Origin of the sequence: Xylanimonas sp. McL0601, from assembly GCF_049852175.1 — a bacterium.
Taxonomy (GTDB): domain Bacteria; phylum Actinomycetota; class Actinomycetes; order Actinomycetales; family Cellulomonadaceae; genus Xylanimonas.
Window position 1 is genome coordinate 1585154 of sequence record NZ_CP187527.1, and the last position, 15738, is coordinate 1600891.

17 protein-coding genes are annotated in these 15738 nt (G+C 72.3%); 11 read left to right on the forward strand and 6 right to left on the reverse strand.

The genetic code is table 11. From position 1 onward, the window contains the following. Positions 1–123: 123 nt before the first annotated feature. Positions 124–477 carry a TraR/DksA family transcriptional regulator gene (locus tag ACO4JP_RS07205; protein WP_425956698.1) on the forward strand — a complete coding sequence of 118 codons (354 nt, stop codon included), beginning with the start codon at positions 124–126 and terminating at the stop codon, positions 475–477. A gap of 86 nt (positions 478–563) precedes the next feature. Here ACO4JP_RS07205 and ACO4JP_RS07210 read toward each other — a convergent pair whose 3' ends face one another. Both ACO4JP_RS07210 and ACO4JP_RS07215 read right to left on the reverse strand, forming a co-directional pair. After that, positions 564–1319 (reverse strand): SDR family NAD(P)-dependent oxidoreductase, encoded by a 756-nt coding sequence (locus ACO4JP_RS07210; protein ID WP_425956699.1) that lies wholly within the window; start codon positions 1317–1319, stop codon positions 564–566. Then, positions 1316–2173, reverse strand: coding sequence for a fumarylacetoacetate hydrolase family protein (locus ACO4JP_RS07215; protein ID WP_425956700.1), 858 nt, complete (start codon positions 2171–2173; stop codon positions 1316–1318). Before ACO4JP_RS07215 ends, ACO4JP_RS07210 begins: the two co-directional genes overlap by 4 nt. 144 nt (positions 2174–2317) lie before the next feature. On the opposite strand from ACO4JP_RS07215, the gene ACO4JP_RS07220 reads away from it, so the two are divergent. The 7 genes from ACO4JP_RS07220 to ACO4JP_RS07250 all read left to right on the forward strand — a co-directional run bounded on the left by ACO4JP_RS07220 (position 2318) and on the right by ACO4JP_RS07250 (position 9518). Further along, positions 2318–3601 carry an L-fuconate dehydratase gene (locus ACO4JP_RS07220; RefSeq protein WP_425957066.1) on the forward strand — a complete coding sequence of 428 codons (1284 nt, stop codon included), beginning with the start codon at positions 2318–2320 and terminating at the stop codon, positions 3599–3601. Beyond that, positions 3588–4544, forward strand: coding sequence for an aldo/keto reductase (locus ACO4JP_RS07225; protein WP_425956701.1), 957 nt, complete (start codon positions 3588–3590; stop codon positions 4542–4544). Before ACO4JP_RS07220 ends, ACO4JP_RS07225 begins: the two co-directional genes overlap by 14 nt. Further along, positions 4541–5371 carry an amidohydrolase family protein gene (locus tag ACO4JP_RS07230; protein ID WP_425956702.1) on the forward strand — a complete coding sequence of 277 codons (831 nt, stop codon included), beginning with the start codon at positions 4541–4543 and terminating at the stop codon, positions 5369–5371. Before ACO4JP_RS07225 ends, ACO4JP_RS07230 begins: the two co-directional genes overlap by 4 nt. A 72-nt stretch (positions 5372–5443) precedes the next feature. Beyond that, positions 5444–5872 carry an RbsD/FucU family protein gene (locus tag ACO4JP_RS07235; protein WP_425956703.1) on the forward strand — a complete coding sequence of 143 codons (429 nt, stop codon included), beginning with the start codon at positions 5444–5446 and terminating at the stop codon, positions 5870–5872. Beyond that, positions 5869–7455, forward strand: a complete 1587-nt coding sequence (locus ACO4JP_RS07240; RefSeq protein WP_425956704.1) for a sugar ABC transporter ATP-binding protein — start codon at positions 5869–5871, stop codon at positions 7453–7455. The genes ACO4JP_RS07235 and ACO4JP_RS07240 overlap by 4 nt, the downstream gene beginning before the upstream one ends. Continuing rightward, positions 7452–8453, forward strand: coding sequence for an ABC transporter permease (locus tag ACO4JP_RS07245; protein WP_425956705.1), 1002 nt, complete (start codon positions 7452–7454; stop codon positions 8451–8453). The genes ACO4JP_RS07240 and ACO4JP_RS07245 overlap by 4 nt, the downstream gene beginning before the upstream one ends. 93 nt (positions 8454–8546) lie before the next feature. Next, positions 8547–9518: an ABC transporter substrate-binding protein gene (locus ACO4JP_RS07250; protein ID WP_425956706.1), complete on the forward strand. Its 972-nt coding sequence runs from the start codon at positions 8547–8549 to the stop codon at positions 9516–9518. A gap of 104 nt (positions 9519–9622) precedes the next feature. Here ACO4JP_RS07250 and ACO4JP_RS07255 read toward each other — a convergent pair whose 3' ends face one another. Further along, positions 9623–10312 (reverse strand): FadR/GntR family transcriptional regulator, encoded by a 690-nt coding sequence (locus ACO4JP_RS07255; protein WP_425956707.1) that lies wholly within the window; start codon positions 10310–10312, stop codon positions 9623–9625. Positions 10313–10474: 162 nt separating this feature from the next. Between ACO4JP_RS07255 and ACO4JP_RS07260 the strand changes: the two genes are divergently transcribed. Together ACO4JP_RS07260 and ACO4JP_RS07265 are read left to right on the forward strand one after the other, a co-directional pair. Further along, complete coding sequence (locus ACO4JP_RS07260) at positions 10475–11206, forward strand: hypothetical protein (RefSeq protein ID WP_425956708.1); 732 nt, start codon at positions 10475–10477, stop codon at positions 11204–11206. Next, a complete protein-coding gene (locus ACO4JP_RS07265) occupies positions 11203–11490 on the forward strand; it encodes a hypothetical protein (protein WP_425956709.1) in 288 nt (95 codons plus the stop codon). The genes ACO4JP_RS07260 and ACO4JP_RS07265 overlap by 4 nt, the downstream gene beginning before the upstream one ends. A gap of 15 nt (positions 11491–11505) precedes the next feature. Here ACO4JP_RS07265 and ACO4JP_RS07270 read toward each other — a convergent pair whose 3' ends face one another. Together ACO4JP_RS07270 and ACO4JP_RS07275 are read right to left on the reverse strand one after the other, a co-directional pair. Continuing rightward, positions 11506–13011 (reverse strand): MFS transporter, encoded by a 1506-nt coding sequence (locus ACO4JP_RS07270; protein WP_425956710.1) that lies wholly within the window; start codon positions 13009–13011, stop codon positions 11506–11508. A 46-nt stretch (positions 13012–13057) separates the two neighbouring features. Beyond that, positions 13058–13537 (reverse strand): MarR family winged helix-turn-helix transcriptional regulator, encoded by a 480-nt coding sequence (locus ACO4JP_RS07275; protein ID WP_425956711.1) that lies wholly within the window; start codon positions 13535–13537, stop codon positions 13058–13060. Positions 13538–13662: 125 nt separating this feature from the next. On the opposite strand from ACO4JP_RS07275, the gene ACO4JP_RS07280 reads away from it, so the two are divergent. Beyond that, positions 13663–15054 (forward strand): FAD-binding oxidoreductase, encoded by a 1392-nt coding sequence (locus ACO4JP_RS07280; RefSeq protein ID WP_425956712.1) that lies wholly within the window; start codon positions 13663–13665, stop codon positions 15052–15054. Positions 15055–15073: 19 nt separating this feature from the next. Here ACO4JP_RS07280 and ACO4JP_RS07285 read toward each other — a convergent pair whose 3' ends face one another. After that, on the reverse strand, positions 15074–15736 hold the full coding sequence (locus ACO4JP_RS07285; protein WP_425956713.1) for a hypothetical protein: 663 nt from the start codon (positions 15734–15736) through the stop codon (positions 15074–15076). Between the last annotated feature and the right edge of the window lie 2 nt (positions 15737–15738).

The following is a 15738-nucleotide window of genomic DNA, read 5'->3' on the forward strand; positions in this document are numbered from 1 at the left end:
CAATTCTGCAGAGCCGGGTCGCGCCCGTGCCGGGCGACGAGTTCTGCCGGACCTGCGGGTCGGAGGTCGTTGTGCGCGGCGTCGGTCGGGGCTGATGTGCCCGCTGCGGAGCAAGATGACTCCATGAGTGACGCCGTCGTCGACCTCCAGATTGCCGTCGCGCGCCTGCGTGCTCGGCTTGATGCCGTCGAGCGCACGATTGCCGACCAGCGCGCCGTCGCTGACGACATCTCCACCTCCCGCGACGGCGCCACCGACGACGAGCACGACCCCGAGGGCGCGACGCTCGCCTGGGAGCGGGCGCAGGCCGCAGGGCTCGCCGCGACGTCCGAGGCCGAACGGGCCCAGCTGCTCGCTGCTCTGCAGCGGGTCGAAGCCGGCACCTACGGCGTGTGCGAGGTGTGCGGAACGGTGATCCCCGACGGCCGGCTCGAGGCTCGGCCCTTCACGACCCGCTGCGTGTCGCACGCGAGGTAGAGGTCAGGTGGGTCGAACCCGGCAGGTCTACCGACCCCCAATGCCAACCCGGTCGCTAGCCCAGCGTGAGGAACACCGAAGGATGCCTAGGCCCGCGGCCGCGTCCTCAGGTCGTTCATCCCGCCATCGACGGCGATGGTCGTCCCCGTCGTCGAGCCGGACGCCGGGCTCGCCAGGTAGGCGACGGCGTCGGCGACCTCCTGCGCGCGCACCAGCCGTCCGTGCGGCTGGCGGGCCTCGAGCGCGGCGCGCTCGGCTGCCGGGTCGTCGGCCTTCGCGAGCAGGCGGCCGATCCACGGCGTGTCGGCCGTGCCCGGGTTGACGCAGTTGACCCGGATGCCGTCGGCGAGGTGGTCGGCCGCCATCGCGCGGGTCAGCGCGAGCACGGCGCCCTTGCTGGCGCTGTAGAGCGCGCGCTGGGGCAGGCCCACGGTCGCGGCGATCGACCCGGTGTTGACGATCGCCGCCGACGGTGACCGCCGCAGGTGCGGCAGCGCGGCGCGGCTGACGCGCACGGCGCCCAGCACGTTGACGTCGAGCACGCGCCGCCACTCGTCGTCGGGGTTGTCGGCGACGGTGCCCTGGGCGCCGATGCCGGCGTTGTTGACGACGACGTCGAGCCGGCCGAGCGTGCGGACCACCTCGTCGACCGCCGCGCGGACGGACGCGTCGTCGGTGACGTCGGCGCGCACGCCCAGGGTGCCCTCGGGCGCGGCGGCGGGGTCGAGGTCGAGCACCGCGACCCGGGCGCCGCGTGCCACCAGGGTCGTGGCGACGGCCGCGCCGATGCCGCTCGCGCCACCCGTGACCAGGGCCACCAGGCCGTCGAACTCGCCGCTCATCGCGTCGCCTTCCAGGCCACGAACTGCTGCCGCTGCCTGCCGAGCCCGTCGATCTCGACCTCGACGACGTCGCCGGGGGAGAGGTACGGGAACCGGCCGCTGAGTGCCACGCCTTCGGGCGTGCCGGTGAGGATCAGGTCGCCCGGCTCGAGCGTGAGGTACTGCGACAGGTGGTGCACGAGGTGCTCGACCGAGAAGATCATGTCGGCCGTCGACGAGTCCTGGCGGGGCTCGCCGTTGACCCAGCTGCGCAGGCGGAGCGCGCGGTGGTCCACCTCGTCGGGCGTGACGAGCCACGGGCCCGTCGGGTTGAAGCCGGGCGCGCACTTGCCCTTGCTCCACTGGCCGCCCGACTCCTCGAGCTGGAAGGTCCGCTCCGAGACGTCGTTCGCGAGCAGGAAGCCGGCGACGTGGCCGAGCGAGTCGGCCGGGGAGTCGAGGTAGCCGGCCCGCTTCCCGATGACGACGCCGAGCTCGACCTCCCAGTCGGTCTTGACGCTGCCGCGGGGGATCGTGACATCCTCCTGCGGCCCGACGACGGTGTTGGGCGTCTTGAGGAAGATGATCGGGGCCTCGGGCGGCGTCGCGCCGGACTCGGCCGCGTGCGCGGCGTAGTTCTGCCCGATGCAGATCACCGCGCCGGGGCGCGCGATCGGCGCGCCCACCCGCAGGCCGGCCGTGTCCAGCTCAGGCAGCTCGCCCGCGGCCAGCGCGGCCGCCGCGCGGGCAGGGCCGTCGCCGGCGAGGAACGCGCCGTCGATCTCCCACGTGATGGGCGACAGGTCGTAGGTGGTGCCCTCGTGGACGAGCGCAGGGCGCTCGGCGCCGGGCGCCCCGAAGCGGGCGAATCTCATGATGCTCCCCGGGTGATCGGATGTCTCCCGGAGAGTAGGGCACGAAATCGCACCCTGTCACTTCGTTGACGGCCGAGAGGTCCGATGTTTAGAGTGTGACGCCGGTCACCGATCTACGGATGGCAACTCCAACGAAGGAGCATGGTGAGTCGCATCACGACGTTCGACACGAGCGATGTCCGGTTCCCGACGTCGCTGTCCCTGGACGGTTCCGACGCCATGAACCCCGACCCCGACTACTCCGCGGCCTACGTCCGCGTAGGGACGGACGACGCCGACGGGCTGAGCGGCCACGGCTTCGCGTTCACGATCGGGCGGGGCAACGACGTCCAGGTCGCGGCGATCGAGCTGCTGCGCGACCACGTCGTCGGGCGCGACGTCGAGGCGACGCTCGCCGACCTCGGCGGGTTCTGGCGTGAGCTGGTGCACGACTCGCAGCTGCGCTGGCTCGGCCCTGAGAAGGGGATCATGCACATGGCGATCGGCGCGGTGGTCAATGCCCTGTGGGACCTGCGCGCGAAGCGTGAGGGCAAGCCGCTGTGGCAGCTCCTCGCGTCGCTGACCCCGCAGGAGCTCGTCGACCTCGTCGACTTCCGCTACCTCACCGACGCGCTCACGCGCGAGGAGGCGCTGGAGATCCTCGAGCGGTCGGTGCCCGGCCGCGCCGAGCGCGAGGCCGAGCTGCTGCGCACCGGCTACCCCGCGTACACCACGACGCCCGGCTGGCTCGGCTACGACGACGAGAAGCTGGTACGGCTGTGCAAGCAGGCCGTCGCCGACGGCTTCACGCAGATCAAGCTCAAGGTCGGCGCGGACCGCGACGACGACGTCCGCCGGCTGGCGCTGGCCCGCGAGTCCGTGGGCCCCGACGTCGCGATCGCGGTCGACGCCAACCAGCGGTGGGACGTCGCCGACGCGGTCGAGTGGATGGCCGCCCTGGCCCCGTTCGACATCGCGTGGATCGAGGAGCCCACCAGCCCAGACGACATCCTCGGCCACGCCGCGATCGCGCGGGCCGTGGCCCCGATCCCCGTGGCGACCGGCGAGCACGTCGCCAACCGCGTCGTCTTCAAGCAGCTCCTCCAGGCCGAGGCCCTCCAGGTGCTGCAGATCGACGCGGCGCGCGTCGGCGGCGTCAACGAGAACGTGGCGATCCTGCTGCTGGCCGCGAAGTTCGGGGTGCGGGTCTGCCCGCACGCCGGCGGCGTGGGGCTGTGCGAGGTGGTGCAGCACCTGGCGATGTTCGACTACGTGGCGGTCTCGGCGACCATGGAGGAGCGGATGATCGAGTTCGTCGACCACCTGCACGAGCACTTCGTCACTCCCGCCGTGGTGCGCGACGGCCGTTACCTGACTCCGACGGCGCCCGGCAGCGGCGCCGAGATGTTCCCGGCCTCGATCGAGGCGGCGCTCTATGCCCGTGCTTGAGATCCCGCGGCTGGGCTACGGCGCCGCGAACGTCGGCAACCTCTACCGCGAGCTGTCCGACGACGCCGCGCACGCCGTGCTCGAGGCCGCGTGGGACGCGGGCGTCCGCTACTTCGACACCGCGCCGCACTACGGGCTCGGCCTGTCCGAGCGACGCCTCGGCGCGTTCCTCCGCACCAAGCCGCGCGACGAGTACATCCTGTCCACCAAGGTCGGCCGCCTGCTCGTGCCCAACCCTGGCGGCGCGGGCACGCTCGACCTCGCGAACGACTTCCACGTCCCAGCCGACCTGCGCCGCCAGTGGGACGTCACGGCCGCCGGCGTGCGGCGCAGCCTCGAGGAGTCGCTCGAGCGCCTCGGCCTGGACGCCGTCGACGTCGTCTACCTCCACGACCCGGAGCGGTTCGACCTCGAGCGAGGGCTCGCCGACGGGCTGCCCGCGATCGCCGCGCTGCGCGAGGAGGGGCTGGTGCGCGCGGTCGGCGTCGGGTCCATGGTGAACGAGACCCTGGCGCTCGCGGCGGGGTCCGGGCTCGTCGACCTGCTCATGGTCGCGGGGCGGTACACGCTCGCGGACCCCTCCGCCGCGGCCGAGGTGCTGCCCGCGTGCCGCGCGCACGGGGTGCGGGTGGTCGCCGCCGCCGTGTTCAACTCGGGTCTCACCTCCCGCCCCGAGCCGCGCGACGACGCCCGCTTCGACTACGAGCCGGCCCCGCCCGAGCTGCTGGCCCGCGTGCGGCGCATGGCCGCGGTGTGCCGGGCGCACGGCGTCGAGCTGCCCACGGCGGCGCTGCAGTTCCCCCTGCAGGCCGACGTCGTGAGGTCCGTCGTCGTCGGGGGAGCGACGCCGGAGCAGGTGCGGCAGAACGCCGTCCGGATGTCCGCGGACGTCCCCGGGGAGCTCTGGGCAGAGCTCGCGCACGAGGGGCTGGTGGCCGCGTGATCATCGACAGCCACCTGCACCTCTGGGACCGCGCGGCCGGCGGCTACACCTGGGTCCCGCCCGGCCCGCTCGACCGGACGTTCACCGTCGACGACGCCCGCGCCGAGCTGGCTGCCGCCGGCGTCGACGCCGCCGTGCTGGTGCAGGCCGAGGACTCCGAGGCCGACACGCGCGCCATGCTCGCGGCGGCCGCGGACCCGGTCGTCGCGGGCGTCGTCGGGTGGGTCCGGCTCGACGACCCGGCGACGGCGGAGCGGCAGCTCGAGGAATACGGCGAGCGGCTGTGCGGCGTCCGGCACCTGGTCCACGACGACCCGCGCGACGACTTCCTGGCCCTGCCCGAGGTCCGCACAAGCCTCGGCATGCTGGCCGCCGCCGGGCTGGCGTTCGACGTGCCCGACGCGTGGCCCCGCCACCTGGACGGGGTCGCGGAGCTCGCCGACGCACTGCCCGGGCTCGCACTCGTCGTGGACCACCTCGGCAAGCCGCCGCGCGGCACCGATGAGCTCGCGGACTGGGAGAAGGCGCTGCGCGTGGTGGCGGCCCGGCCGAACGCCGTCGCCAAAGTGTCGGGCCTGCAGCAGCCCGGCCAGCCGTTCACCGCCGATGCGCTGCGGGGCGTCTGGGAGGTCGCGCTCGACGCGTTCGGCCCGGACCGCCTGATGTTCGGCAGCGACTGGCCGATGACGGTATCGGCCGGCGGCTACGGCCCGCACTGGGCCGTGGTCCGCGGGCTCGTCGACGAGCTGACGCCGGCCGAGCGCGGCGACGTCCTGGCCGGCACTGCGGTGCGCACCTACTGCCTGTCGGTGCCCCATGAGCGCTGACGCCGGAACGGCACTGTTGACGGTGACCCAGGTCGCGCCTACGGTGCCGAAATCGATTACAGGAGGTGTTCCGTGCTTCTCGGCCTCGACCCCCTGCTGACGGGCGACCTGCTCGCCGCACTCGACGCGATGGGCCACTCCGACGCCCTCTGCCTCGCCGACGCGCACTTCCCGGCGGACCGGCTCGCCAACAGGCTGCTGGACTTCCCGGGCATCACGACCCCTGGCCTGCTCCGGGCGGTGTGCACCGTGCTCCCCCTCGACGACGCGCCCGCGGTCGACCTCATGCAGAGCGCCGACGGCGAGGTGCTGCCGGTCCAGCACGAGCTGGCAGCCGCGGCCGGCGTCGGGCTGGACGGCGTCCGCCTCGTGGAGCGGCACGACTTCTACGACCTCGCCGGGTCCGCCTACCTGATCGTCCGCACGGGCGAGACCCGCACCTACGGCAACGTCATCGTCCGCAAGGGCGTGGTCCCGGCGCCCGCGGGAGCCGAGCGATGAGCGAGTACCTGCTCGAGGTCCAGGGCGTCAGCAAGGGCTTCCCGGGCGTGCAGGCGCTCGACGACATGCACGTCAGCCTCCGCCACGACGAGGTGCTCGCGCTCGTCGGCGAGAACGGCGCCGGCAAGTCCACGCTGATGAAGCTGCTGTCCGGCGTCTACACCGCCGACAGCGGCAGCTTCCGGCTCAACGGAGAGCCGCTGCACGTCACGGGGCCCAAGGACGCCCAGCAGCAGGGCATCAGCGTCATCTTCCAGGAGTTCAACCTCATGCCTCACCTCACGGTGGCGCAGAACGTGTTCATCGGCCGGGAGCCCCGCACGGGCGCGTTCCTCAGCGAGCGGGGGCTGAACCGCGCGGCCGAGGAGCTCGTCGGCCGGCTCGGGCTGCCGCTCGACGTGCGGGCCGTCGTCGGCGGCCTGACCGTCGCCAAGCAGCAGATGGTGGAGATCGCCAAGGCCCTGTCGTACGACGCCAGGGTGCTCATCATGGACGAGCCCACCGCAGCGCTGAACGACGCCGAGGTGCAGACGCTCCACGACCTCATCCGGCGGTTCAAGCGCCCCGACACGGGCGTCATCTACATCTCCCACCGCATGGACGAGCTGAAGGCGATCAGCGACCGGATCACCGTCATCCGCGACGGTCGCTACGTCGAGACCCTCGAGACCCGGGCGACCACGCTGCGCGAGGTCATCTCGCTCATGGTCGGCCGCACCATCACCAGCGAGGCCAAGCCCGAGAACGTCCGCGACGACCGGCCGGTGCTGCTCGAGGTCGAGGGGCTCTCGACCAAGGAGCTGCTCAAGGACATCAGCTTCGACCTGCGCGAGGGCGAGATCCTCGGCATCGCGGGACTCATGGGCGCGGGCCGCACGGAGGTCGCCCGGGCGATCGTCGGCGCCGACAAGCGGACGGCGGGCACCGTGCGGCTGCGCGGCCGGGAGGTCACTCTCAAGAACCCCGCCGAGGCGGCCCGGCACCGCATCGGCTACCTGTCGGAGGACCGCAAGGCTCTCGGCCTGCTGCTCGAGCACGACGTGAGCGCCAACGTCGGCCTCAGCTCGCTGGGCGAGCGGTTCAGCCGGTTCGGGTTCGTCGACACCGGCGCCGTCCGCAGGCGCGCGTCCGAGATGGTCAAGCGGCTCACGATCAAGACGCCGTCGATCACCCAGACCGTCAAGAACCTCTCCGGCGGCAACCAGCAGAAGGTCGTCATCGCGAAGTGGCTCGTCAAGGACTGCGACGTGCTGATCGTCGACGAGCCGACCCGCGGGATCGACGTGGGCGCCAAGGAGGAGATCTACGCGCTCCTCAACGAGCTGGCCGGGCAGGGCAAGTCGATCGTGATGATCTCCAGCGAGCTGCCCGAGATCCTGCGCATGTCGCACCGCGTGGTGGTGATGGCCGAGGGCCGCGTCAGCGGCGTGCTGGACCACTCCGACGTGACCCAGGAGCGCGTCATGCACCTGGCCACCCTCCGCCCCGACGCGAACCCCGAGGATGCCGCCGAGCTAGGGCTCGTGGTGCCGGCGACGACCGACCCGAAGCAGCCGACCGACCTGAAGGTGGAAGAACGATGAGCACCGTCACCGACACCGCCGCGCAGGAGGACGCGACCACCCGCGGCTGGGTGGCCGGTCTGCGCGGCCGCCTCCAGCAGCTGCTGGCCTTCGCGAGCCTGATCGTGATCTTTGCGTTCTTCGCGATCGCGAACTCGGCGTTCTTCAGCTACGGCAACGTGACGAGCATCCTGTTCTCGACGGTCGTCATCGGGACGCTCGCGCTCGGCACCACCTTCGTCATCATCACCGGGGGCATCGACCTCTCCATCGGCACCGGCATGACGCTGTGCGCGGTCATGGCCGGCGTGTTCATCGCGAACTGGGGCCTACCGATCTGGCTGGGCGTGCTCGGGACCGTGCTCTTCGGCGGCCTCATCGGCCTGGTCAACGGCCTCAACGTCGCACGCCTGAAGATCCCGCCGTTCATCGCGACCCTGGCCATGATGCTGGTCGCCCAGGGCCTTGCGCTGGTCATCTCGCACAGCGCACCGATCTACTTCACGGACGCCCCGGGCTACGTGAAGATCTCGACCGGCAACCTGCTCGGCTTCAACTTCCCCAACGCCGTGCTCATCCTGCTGGTCTCCACCGTCATCTGCGCGGTGGTGCTCAACAAGACCGTCCTCGGCCGGTACACGTACGCGATCGGCAGCAACGAGGAGGCCACCGCGCTCTCGGGCATCAACGTGCGCGGCTGGAAGATCGTGATCTACACGCTCGCGGGCCTCTTCATCGGGCTCGCCGGCGTGTTGATCTCCGCCCGGCTCGGATCGGCCCAGCCCGCCACGGGGCAGGGCTACGAGCTGCAGGCGATCGCGGCGGTCGTCATCGGCGGCACGTCGCTCGCGGGCGGCAAGGGGTCGATCGTCGGCACCCTCATCGGCGCGCTCATCATCTCCGTCCTCAACAACGGCCTGCAGATCATGTCGATCCCCCAGGAGTGGCAGAACGTCATCCTCGGCGTCGTGATCCTGATCGCCGTCTACGCGGACATGATCCGCAAGCGGGAGGCGTAGGCGTCCCACGCGGGTCGCGCGGACAGTCTCACCACCCGGCACACCACCACCACGTTCGACCCCACCACGTTCAACATCACAAGGGAGTGACCGATGAACATCCGACGTGTCGGAGCGGCCGCGGCCGCGATGGCTGTGACCCTCGGGCTGGCCGCCTGCAGCAGCGGCGCCAGCGCCGGCGGCGGCGGCAGCAGCGACCAGCCGTACATCGCCATCGTCTCGAAGGGCTTCCAGCACCAGTTCTGGCAGGCGGTGAAGAAGGGTGCTGAGGACGAGGCCAAGAAGGAGAACGTCCGCATCACCTTCGAGGGCCCGGCCTCGGAGACCGAGGTCGAGAGCCAGATGACGATGCTCAGCAACGCCATCACGAAGAAGCCGGACGCCCTCGGCTTCGCGGCGCTGGACAGCCAGGCCGCCGCCCCGCTGCTCGAGCAGGCCAAGAGCGCGAACATCCCGGTGATCGCGTTCGACTCCGGCGTCGAGAGCGACATCCCGCTGACGACGGCGGCGACCGACAACAAGGCCGCGGCGGCCGAGGCGGCCAAGCACATGTCCGACCTGCTGGGCGGCAAGGGCACGGTGGCGATGGTGGTCCACGACCAGACCAGTGCGTCGGGCAAGGACCGCCGGGACGGCTTCACCGACTGGATGAAGGCGAACGCGCCGGGCATCACGCTGCTGCCGGTCCAGTACGGCGCCGGCGACCAGGCCAAGTCGGCCGACATCACGAAGTCGATCATCCAGGCGCACCCTGAGGTCACCGGCATCTACGGCTCCAACGAGGGCTCGGCCATCGGCGTCATCAAGGGCGTGCAGGAGAGCGGCAAGAAGGGCATCACCATCGTCGGCTTCGACTCCGGCCAGGCCCAGATCGACGCCATCAACGACGGCACCATGGCGGGCGCCATCACCCAGAACCCGGTCGGCATGGGCGCAGAGCTGGTCAAGGCTGCGGTCAAGGCGATCAACGGCGAGGACCTGCCGAAGACGATCGACACCGGCTACTACTGGTACGACAAGACCAACATCAACGACCCGAAGATCCAGGCGGTGCTCTACAAGTGATCCGCTGAGCGGGCCTGTCACGCTGGGTTCCGGAGGGCCTGGATTCCGGAGGGGCTGGGTTCCGGAGGGCGGGGCGGCTGCGGCCGCCCCGCCCTCGGCCGTCGTCAGACGGGCCGCTCCACCGCGGCGGCGCGCGCCAGCCAGCGCTCGACACCCGCGATGTGCACCGTGAGGCACGACCGCACCAGGTCGGCGTCGCGGGACTCCATCGCGTCCACGATCGACCGGTGCTCCTCGAGCGTGCGCCCGACGGCGCCGCCCTCCGTCAGTCCCCGCCAGATCCGGGCGCGATGGGTGCTGCTCGAGAGCTGCTCGAGGATGCTCGAGAGGTAGGTGTTGCCCGACAGCTCGGTCAGGCGCCGGTGAAACTCGAGGTCGTGGGCGACGAGGTCCTCGACCGACGTGCCGGGCGCGAGGTCGTCGACCAGCGCTCGCAGCGCTGTGACCTCCTCGGCGCTCGCGCGGTGCGTCGCCAGTGCGCCGGCCGCGGGCTCGAGGATGCGGCGCACCTCGAACAGCTCGAGCACGGTGCCGTCCTGGTGCAGGTCGACGACGAACCCGATCGCCTCGAGCAGGAGCCGCGGCTCGAGGCTCGTCACGTAGGTGCCGTCGCCCTGCCGCACGTCGAGCACCCGGATGAGCTCGAGCGCCCTGACCGCCTCGCGCAGCGAGCTGCGCGACAGCCCGAGCCGCTCGCTCAGCTCCTTCTCCGGCGGCAGCCGGTCGCCGGGGCGCAGCTCGCCCGCGAGGAGCATCTCCTTGATCTTGAGGATCGCCTCGTCGGTGACGGCCATGCAGGCAGTCTACGGAACAGACATCCGATGTCTCGCGGCCCTCGGGTGCCTGCGCCGATCGACGCACGGCTGAGACGATGAGTGCGCACTTGTGCGCGTATTACCACTCATCTCCGCGCGTCTGGCCCAGGTGGCGGCCGCCGCCCCCTCAGCGTGGATCAGGTGAGCGATGCCTTCCCCCCGCACCTGTACCCGTTCCGGCCCGCCGAGCACGACGGCGTGATGATCGGCGCGGCCTACGTGCCTGCGCGGAGCCTGGCCGAGGTCGACACCTGCCTCGCGGTCGAGGGCGTGGCACCTCTGGAGCAGCGCACCCCGGTGCTCGCCGTGGGGTCGAACGCGTCCCCGTCGCGGATGCTCTGGAAGCTCGAGCAGGCGGGCGCGTCCACGGTGCTGCCGTTCCTGCAGGTCCGTGCCACCGACCTGACGGTCGGCTTCTCGGCGCACGTCTCCCGGGCCGGCTACGTCGCCGCGGCGCCCGCCCCCGCTCCCGGGGAGACCACGACCCTGTGGTGCTCGTGGCTCGACGCCGGTCAGCTCGAGTGCCTGGACGCCACCGAACCCACCTATCGCCGGGTCGACGCGCCGGGCTCGGCGACCACCGTCCCCGGGTGCGTCCCGGTCACGGGGGCGCAGCTCTACGTGTCGCGCCGCGGGCTGGTGACCGACCCGCGCACCGGCGACGTCCTGCCGCTGACCACGCAGGCGGACCTGCACGAGGTGCTTCGCCCGCTTCTCCCCGCGCTGCCCTGCGGGGACGCCCCTGACGTCTGCGCGCTGCTCGCCGAAGACGCGGAGCTGCGGCAGTCCATGACCGACGGCCTGCAGGAGCTCCTTCGGGCTCGGCCTGGCTCTGCCGATCGCCTGGTGGCGGCCGGAAAGGAGACCCGATGACGACCACCGACGCCGACGCCGTCGAAGCGGTGACCGCCCTGCGCGAGCTGGGCGCCATCTTCCACGCGGCCACGGGCCGACGGCACACGCTGTGGCTGCGGGTCACCCCGTCCGCCGGGGTGCGGATCGTGCTCGATCCTGCGCTCACCCCGCCGTGGACCGTCGCCCATCACGAGGGCGCACTGCCCCCCACGAGGCTCGTCCGCTGCGACGACCTCGCCGCCGCCCTGGAGGCCGCCGACGACCTGGTCGGCGACATCCTCGCGGACCTCCTGATGATCTGACGGGAGCCTGCTCGGTCAGCCCGCCTGGTCGCCGACCAGCTGGCCTGACGTGACCTCCGCGTCCGACGCCGTCGCCGACTCGGCGGCAAGCCGTGCGCGCCGCTCGACCGCCGCGCGGCGGTCCTCCGGCATCGTCGTCACCGCCGCGAGCAGCGCCACCGACACGATCGCGAGCGCCACGAACACCAGCCGCATGGCCGTCATGACTCCAGGACCGTGCGGGGCGCCGTCGGGCCCGAGCGTGGTGTTCGCGTTGACGACCGCCCCCAGCACTGCGACGCCGACGGCGGAGCCGATCGCCCGGGCGAACATGTTGGTGCCGGTGACCGAGCCGCGCTCGGTCGGCGCCGCGGAGGCCTGGGCGGCGATGAGCGTAGGCACGGCGGTGAGCCCCATGCCCGCACCGATGACGAAGCAGAAGACGGCCACGAGCACCAGGGACGAGCCCGAGCCGAGCAGCAGCATGAGCAGGCCGCCGACCACCACGAGCGACGACCCGATCACGGCCGTGAGCCGGAACCCGATCCGCAGGTACACCGTTCCGGCCTGGGACGCGGAGATGGGCCAGCCGATGGTCAGCGCCGCGAGCGCGAACCCGGCGATGAGCGCGCCGACGCCACGGACCTCCTGCGCGTAGATGGGCACGTAGGTGGACAGGCCGACGACGACGACGCCCACGAGCAGCGATGCGCCGGTGGAGGCGCCGACGACGCGGCGCCTGAGCACCGCGAGGTCGAGGATCGGGTACCGGATGGTGCGGGCGCGCACCACGAAGCCCGCGAGGAGCACGACGGCGGTGGCGAGGACGCCGACCGTCGCCGCGGACCCCCACGGCCAGCGCGTGCCGCCCTCGAGCAGGCCGAGCAGCAGCAGCGTGCTGCCGCTGGCGAGCAGGGCGGCACCGAGGTAGTCGATGGGCTCGCGGCGGGAGATCTGGCGCGACTCGTGGTAGCGGAGCTGGAGCATGAGCGCCGCGAGCACGGCGAGCGGCAGGTTGACCCAGAAGATCCACCGCCAGGAGACGAACTGGCTGAACACGCCGCCGAGGGTCGGGCCGACGACGGACGAGATACCCCACACGGAGGCCAGGTAGCCCTGGGTCCTGGCCCGTTCCTCGAGCGTGTAGATGTCGGACGTGATGGTCATCGACACCGGCATGACGGCGCCCGCGCCGAGGCCCTGGACGGCTCGGCCGGCGATGAGCACGCCCATGGCGGGGGCGGCTCCCGCGAGCGCGGACCCGACGAAGAACAGGCCGATGCCGACGAGCATGAGCCGCTTGCGGCCCACGATGTCGGCGAGCCGCCCGTAGACCGGGGTGCTCACGGCCTGGGCGAGCAGGTAGGCGGAGAAGAGCCACGGCAGCTGGTCGAACCTGCCGAGCTCACGGGCGATCGTCGACGACGCCGTGGCGATGATCGTGGCGTCCAGCGCGACGAGCGCCGTGGCGAGCATGAGGGACAGCAGGATCGGGCCGCGCTCGGAACGCAGGCCGACGGCGGATCGCGTGGCGGAGGGCACGGCAGGTGCAAGCCCGGGGCAACGGTCGGATATTCCCGGCACGCCCTCAGTGGGTGCGGCGCAGGGGCGGGTGCCCGGTCGCGTCGGGCGGGGCCTCCTGGGTCGGGACCGCGTCGAGCAGCCGCAGGAGCAGGGTGCGCAGCGCGTCGACGTCACCCTCGCCGAGCGTGGACCGCAGCCGGGCGTCGAACGCGGTGGCTGCCCGCCGCAGCTCGGTGAACAGCGCGTCGCCGTCGGGGGTGAGGGCGATCCGCTGCACCCGCCGGTCGGCCTGGTCGCGGTGGCGGACCACGATGCCCCGCGCCTCGAGCGCCGAGAGGTGGTGGGACAGCGTGGCCTCGCGGATGCCGATGGCGGCGGCGAGCTCGCGCTGTGTCGCTGACCGCCGGGACTGCAGGGCGAGCAGCACGAACCACACCGGGCGGCCCGCGCCGTGGGCGGTGAGCGTCTGGTCGAACGCGCGGGCCAGGCGGGCGGCGACCTCGTGCAGCACGACGCCGATCGGTGTACGGGGGCCCAGCTCCATGCCGGGAGCGTAACCGCGAAATCCGGGAAACCCCTTGACGTCTGATGATTCGATATCACATCGTTAGACGTCTAAGGAACATCGGAGCCACACGACCGAACTGCCCCTGAGAGGGAGACGAAGTGATGAGCACGAATGTGACGCTGACCGGAATCTCGACCGCGACCGAGGCGCTCCGCGCCCGCCTCGGCGATCGCGTGGTGCCGCGCGACGACCCGCGGTTCGCCCAGACTGCCGCGGTGTTCGTCGGCGGGCCCGACCGCACTCCCGCGCTGCTCGTGCGGCCGCAGGACGCCGACGAGGTGGCGCTGGCGCTCGCCGTCGCGCAGGACCACGGGCTGCCCGTGGCGGTGCGCAGCGGCGGCCACAGCCTGGCGCGGTTCGGGCTGGTCGAGGACGGCCTCGTGATCGACCTGCGCCTGCTCGACGACATCGAGCTCGACGCGGACGCCGGTGTCGGCCGGGCGGGAGGCGGCGCCCGCGCCGGCGACTACACCGTCGCCGCGGGGGAGCGGGGGCTCGCCACCGGCTTCGGAGACACCGGCAGCGTCGGCATCGCCGGCCTGGCCCTGGGCGGGGGCATCGGCTATCTCAGCCGGCGCGACGGCCTCACGCTCGACAACGTGCTGGCCGGCGACGTCGTGCTCGCCGACGGCCGCCAGGTGCACGCGAGCGCCGACGAGGAGCCCGAGCTGTTCTGGGCCCTGCGCGGCGGCGGCGGCAACCTGGGCGTCGTCACGCGGCTGCACCTGCGGCTCGTGCCGCAGGGCCCGGTGACGGGCGGCGTGCTGATGGTGCCGCTCACCGCGCGCGGCCTCGCCGACGCCGTCGCGATCGCGCACGCGGCGCCCGAGGAGCTGACCGTCATCGTCAACGCGATGGTCGTGCCGCCCATGCCGTTCCTGCCGCCCGAGGTGCACGGGAAGGCGGTCCTGGCGCTGCAGGTCGCGTGGTCGGGCGACCCGGGCCAGGGCGAAGCGGCCGTCGCACCCCTGCGCGCGCTCGGCGCGGCGGTCCTCGACATGGTCGGGCAACAGCCGTACGCCGCGCTCTTCCAGGGCGGCCCCGCTCCCACGCCGATGCGGTCCTCGGGCCGCACCGGATTCCTCCAGGCCGACGCGGTCGACGAGGCGTGGGCTCAGCGCGCGATCGACCTCGTCACGACCGCACCCGCCGCCGTCGCCACGGTCAACGTGCGGCCCATGGGCGGCGCGATCGGCCGCGTGCCCGCAGACGCCACCGCGTTCGCCCACCGGGACCACGACCTCATGGTCACCTCGTCGGCGATGGTGATCGACGACGCCGGCGTGCCGGCGGCAGAGGGATGGTCCGGCGACGCCGAGTCCGGCCTCGGCTTTGGCGGCCCCAGCTACGTCAACTGGCTCGGGGCCGTGGGGGAGGCGTCGTCGCGCGCGGCCTACCCGGGCGCGACCTGGGACCGGCTCGCGGCAGCCAAGGCGCAGTACGACCCGGAGAACGTGCTGCGAGCGAACCACAACGTGCCGCCGACGGCGTGACCTGAGGCGGCGGGTCGCCTCATGCCGGGGGTGTGCGCCGCATCGGCACGTGCAGCTCGAGCGAGCGCCGGTACGTGCGGTAGCCGATCGACATCCAGCCGGTGAGCACGAGCAGGGCGACGGCGCACCCGATCGCGACGGCCGCGGGCATCGGGAGTGCGAGCGTCGCGAGGAGGCTCCCGACGAAGAGCGCCGAGACGACGGCGTCGACGGTCGCGCAGAGCACCATGCTGCTCCCGATGACGTGGGTGAACCCGCGGGTCGTGAAGTAGTCGTACGTGCGGCCCGCGCCGGCCTCGTCGTCGTTCGGGGACATGAGGAGGTACGGCGCGAGGTCGGGCGCGAGGTCGAGGTAGGCACCGCGCAGCCGGTTCATGGCGAGCACGTACATCAAGTCCTCGGAGCCGGTGAGGTACACGCGGACCGTGGTGATGAAACCCAGGACCGAGAGCAGGAGCAGCACGCCCAGGGCTGCGGCCGTGAACCAGCCCTCGAAGTTGCTTGCCTGCCCGAGGACCCCGACCGTCACGAGCCCGGCGGAGACGAGCGTCAGGAAGATCGCGATCCGCGTGAGCACCTCGTTCTGGGTGGTCGAGCGCGACGCGAGCAGGCTCCAGTGCTCGGTGGCGAGCAGCTGCGCGCGCAGCGCCTTCTGCGCGTCGCTGAGCGCGTCGGGGTCCATGC

Bases quoted from the DNA above. Each gene is read 5' to 3' on its own strand.
- ACO4JP_RS07205 (WP_425956698.1), top strand. From the start codon at position 124: ATGAGTGACGCCGTCGTCGACCTCCAGATTGCCGTCGCGCGCCTGCGT.
- ACO4JP_RS07210 (WP_425956699.1), bottom strand. From the start codon at position 1,319: ATGAGCGGCGAGTTCGACGGCCTGGTGGCCCTGGTCACGGGTGGCGCG.
- ACO4JP_RS07215 (WP_425956700.1), bottom strand. From the start codon at position 2,173: ATGAGATTCGCCCGCTTCGGGGCGCCCGGCGCCGAGCGCCCTGCGCTC.
- ACO4JP_RS07225 (WP_425956701.1), top strand. From the start codon at position 3,588: ATGCCCGTGCTTGAGATCCCGCGGCTGGGCTACGGCGCCGCGAACGTC.
- ACO4JP_RS07240 (WP_425956704.1), top strand. From the start codon at position 5,869: ATGAGCGAGTACCTGCTCGAGGTCCAGGGCGTCAGCAAGGGCTTCCCG.
- ACO4JP_RS07245 (WP_425956705.1), top strand. From the start codon at position 7,452: ATGAGCACCGTCACCGACACCGCCGCGCAGGAGGACGCGACCACCCGC.
- ACO4JP_RS07250 (WP_425956706.1), top strand. From the start codon at position 8,547: ATGAACATCCGACGTGTCGGAGCGGCCGCGGCCGCGATGGCTGTGACC.
- ACO4JP_RS07255 (WP_425956707.1), bottom strand. From the start codon at position 10,312: ATGGCCGTCACCGACGAGGCGATCCTCAAGATCAAGGAGATGCTCCTC.
- ACO4JP_RS07265 (WP_425956709.1), top strand. From the start codon at position 11,203: ATGACGACCACCGACGCCGACGCCGTCGAAGCGGTGACCGCCCTGCGC.
- ACO4JP_RS07275 (WP_425956711.1), bottom strand. From the start codon at position 13,537: ATGGAGCTGGGCCCCCGTACACCGATCGGCGTCGTGCTGCACGAGGTC.
- ACO4JP_RS07280 (WP_425956712.1), top strand. From the start codon at position 13,663: ATGAGCACGAATGTGACGCTGACCGGAATCTCGACCGCGACCGAGGCG.
- ACO4JP_RS07285 (WP_425956713.1), bottom strand. From the start codon at position 15,736: ATGGACCCCGACGCGCTCAGCGACGCGCAGAAGGCGCTGCGCGCGCAG.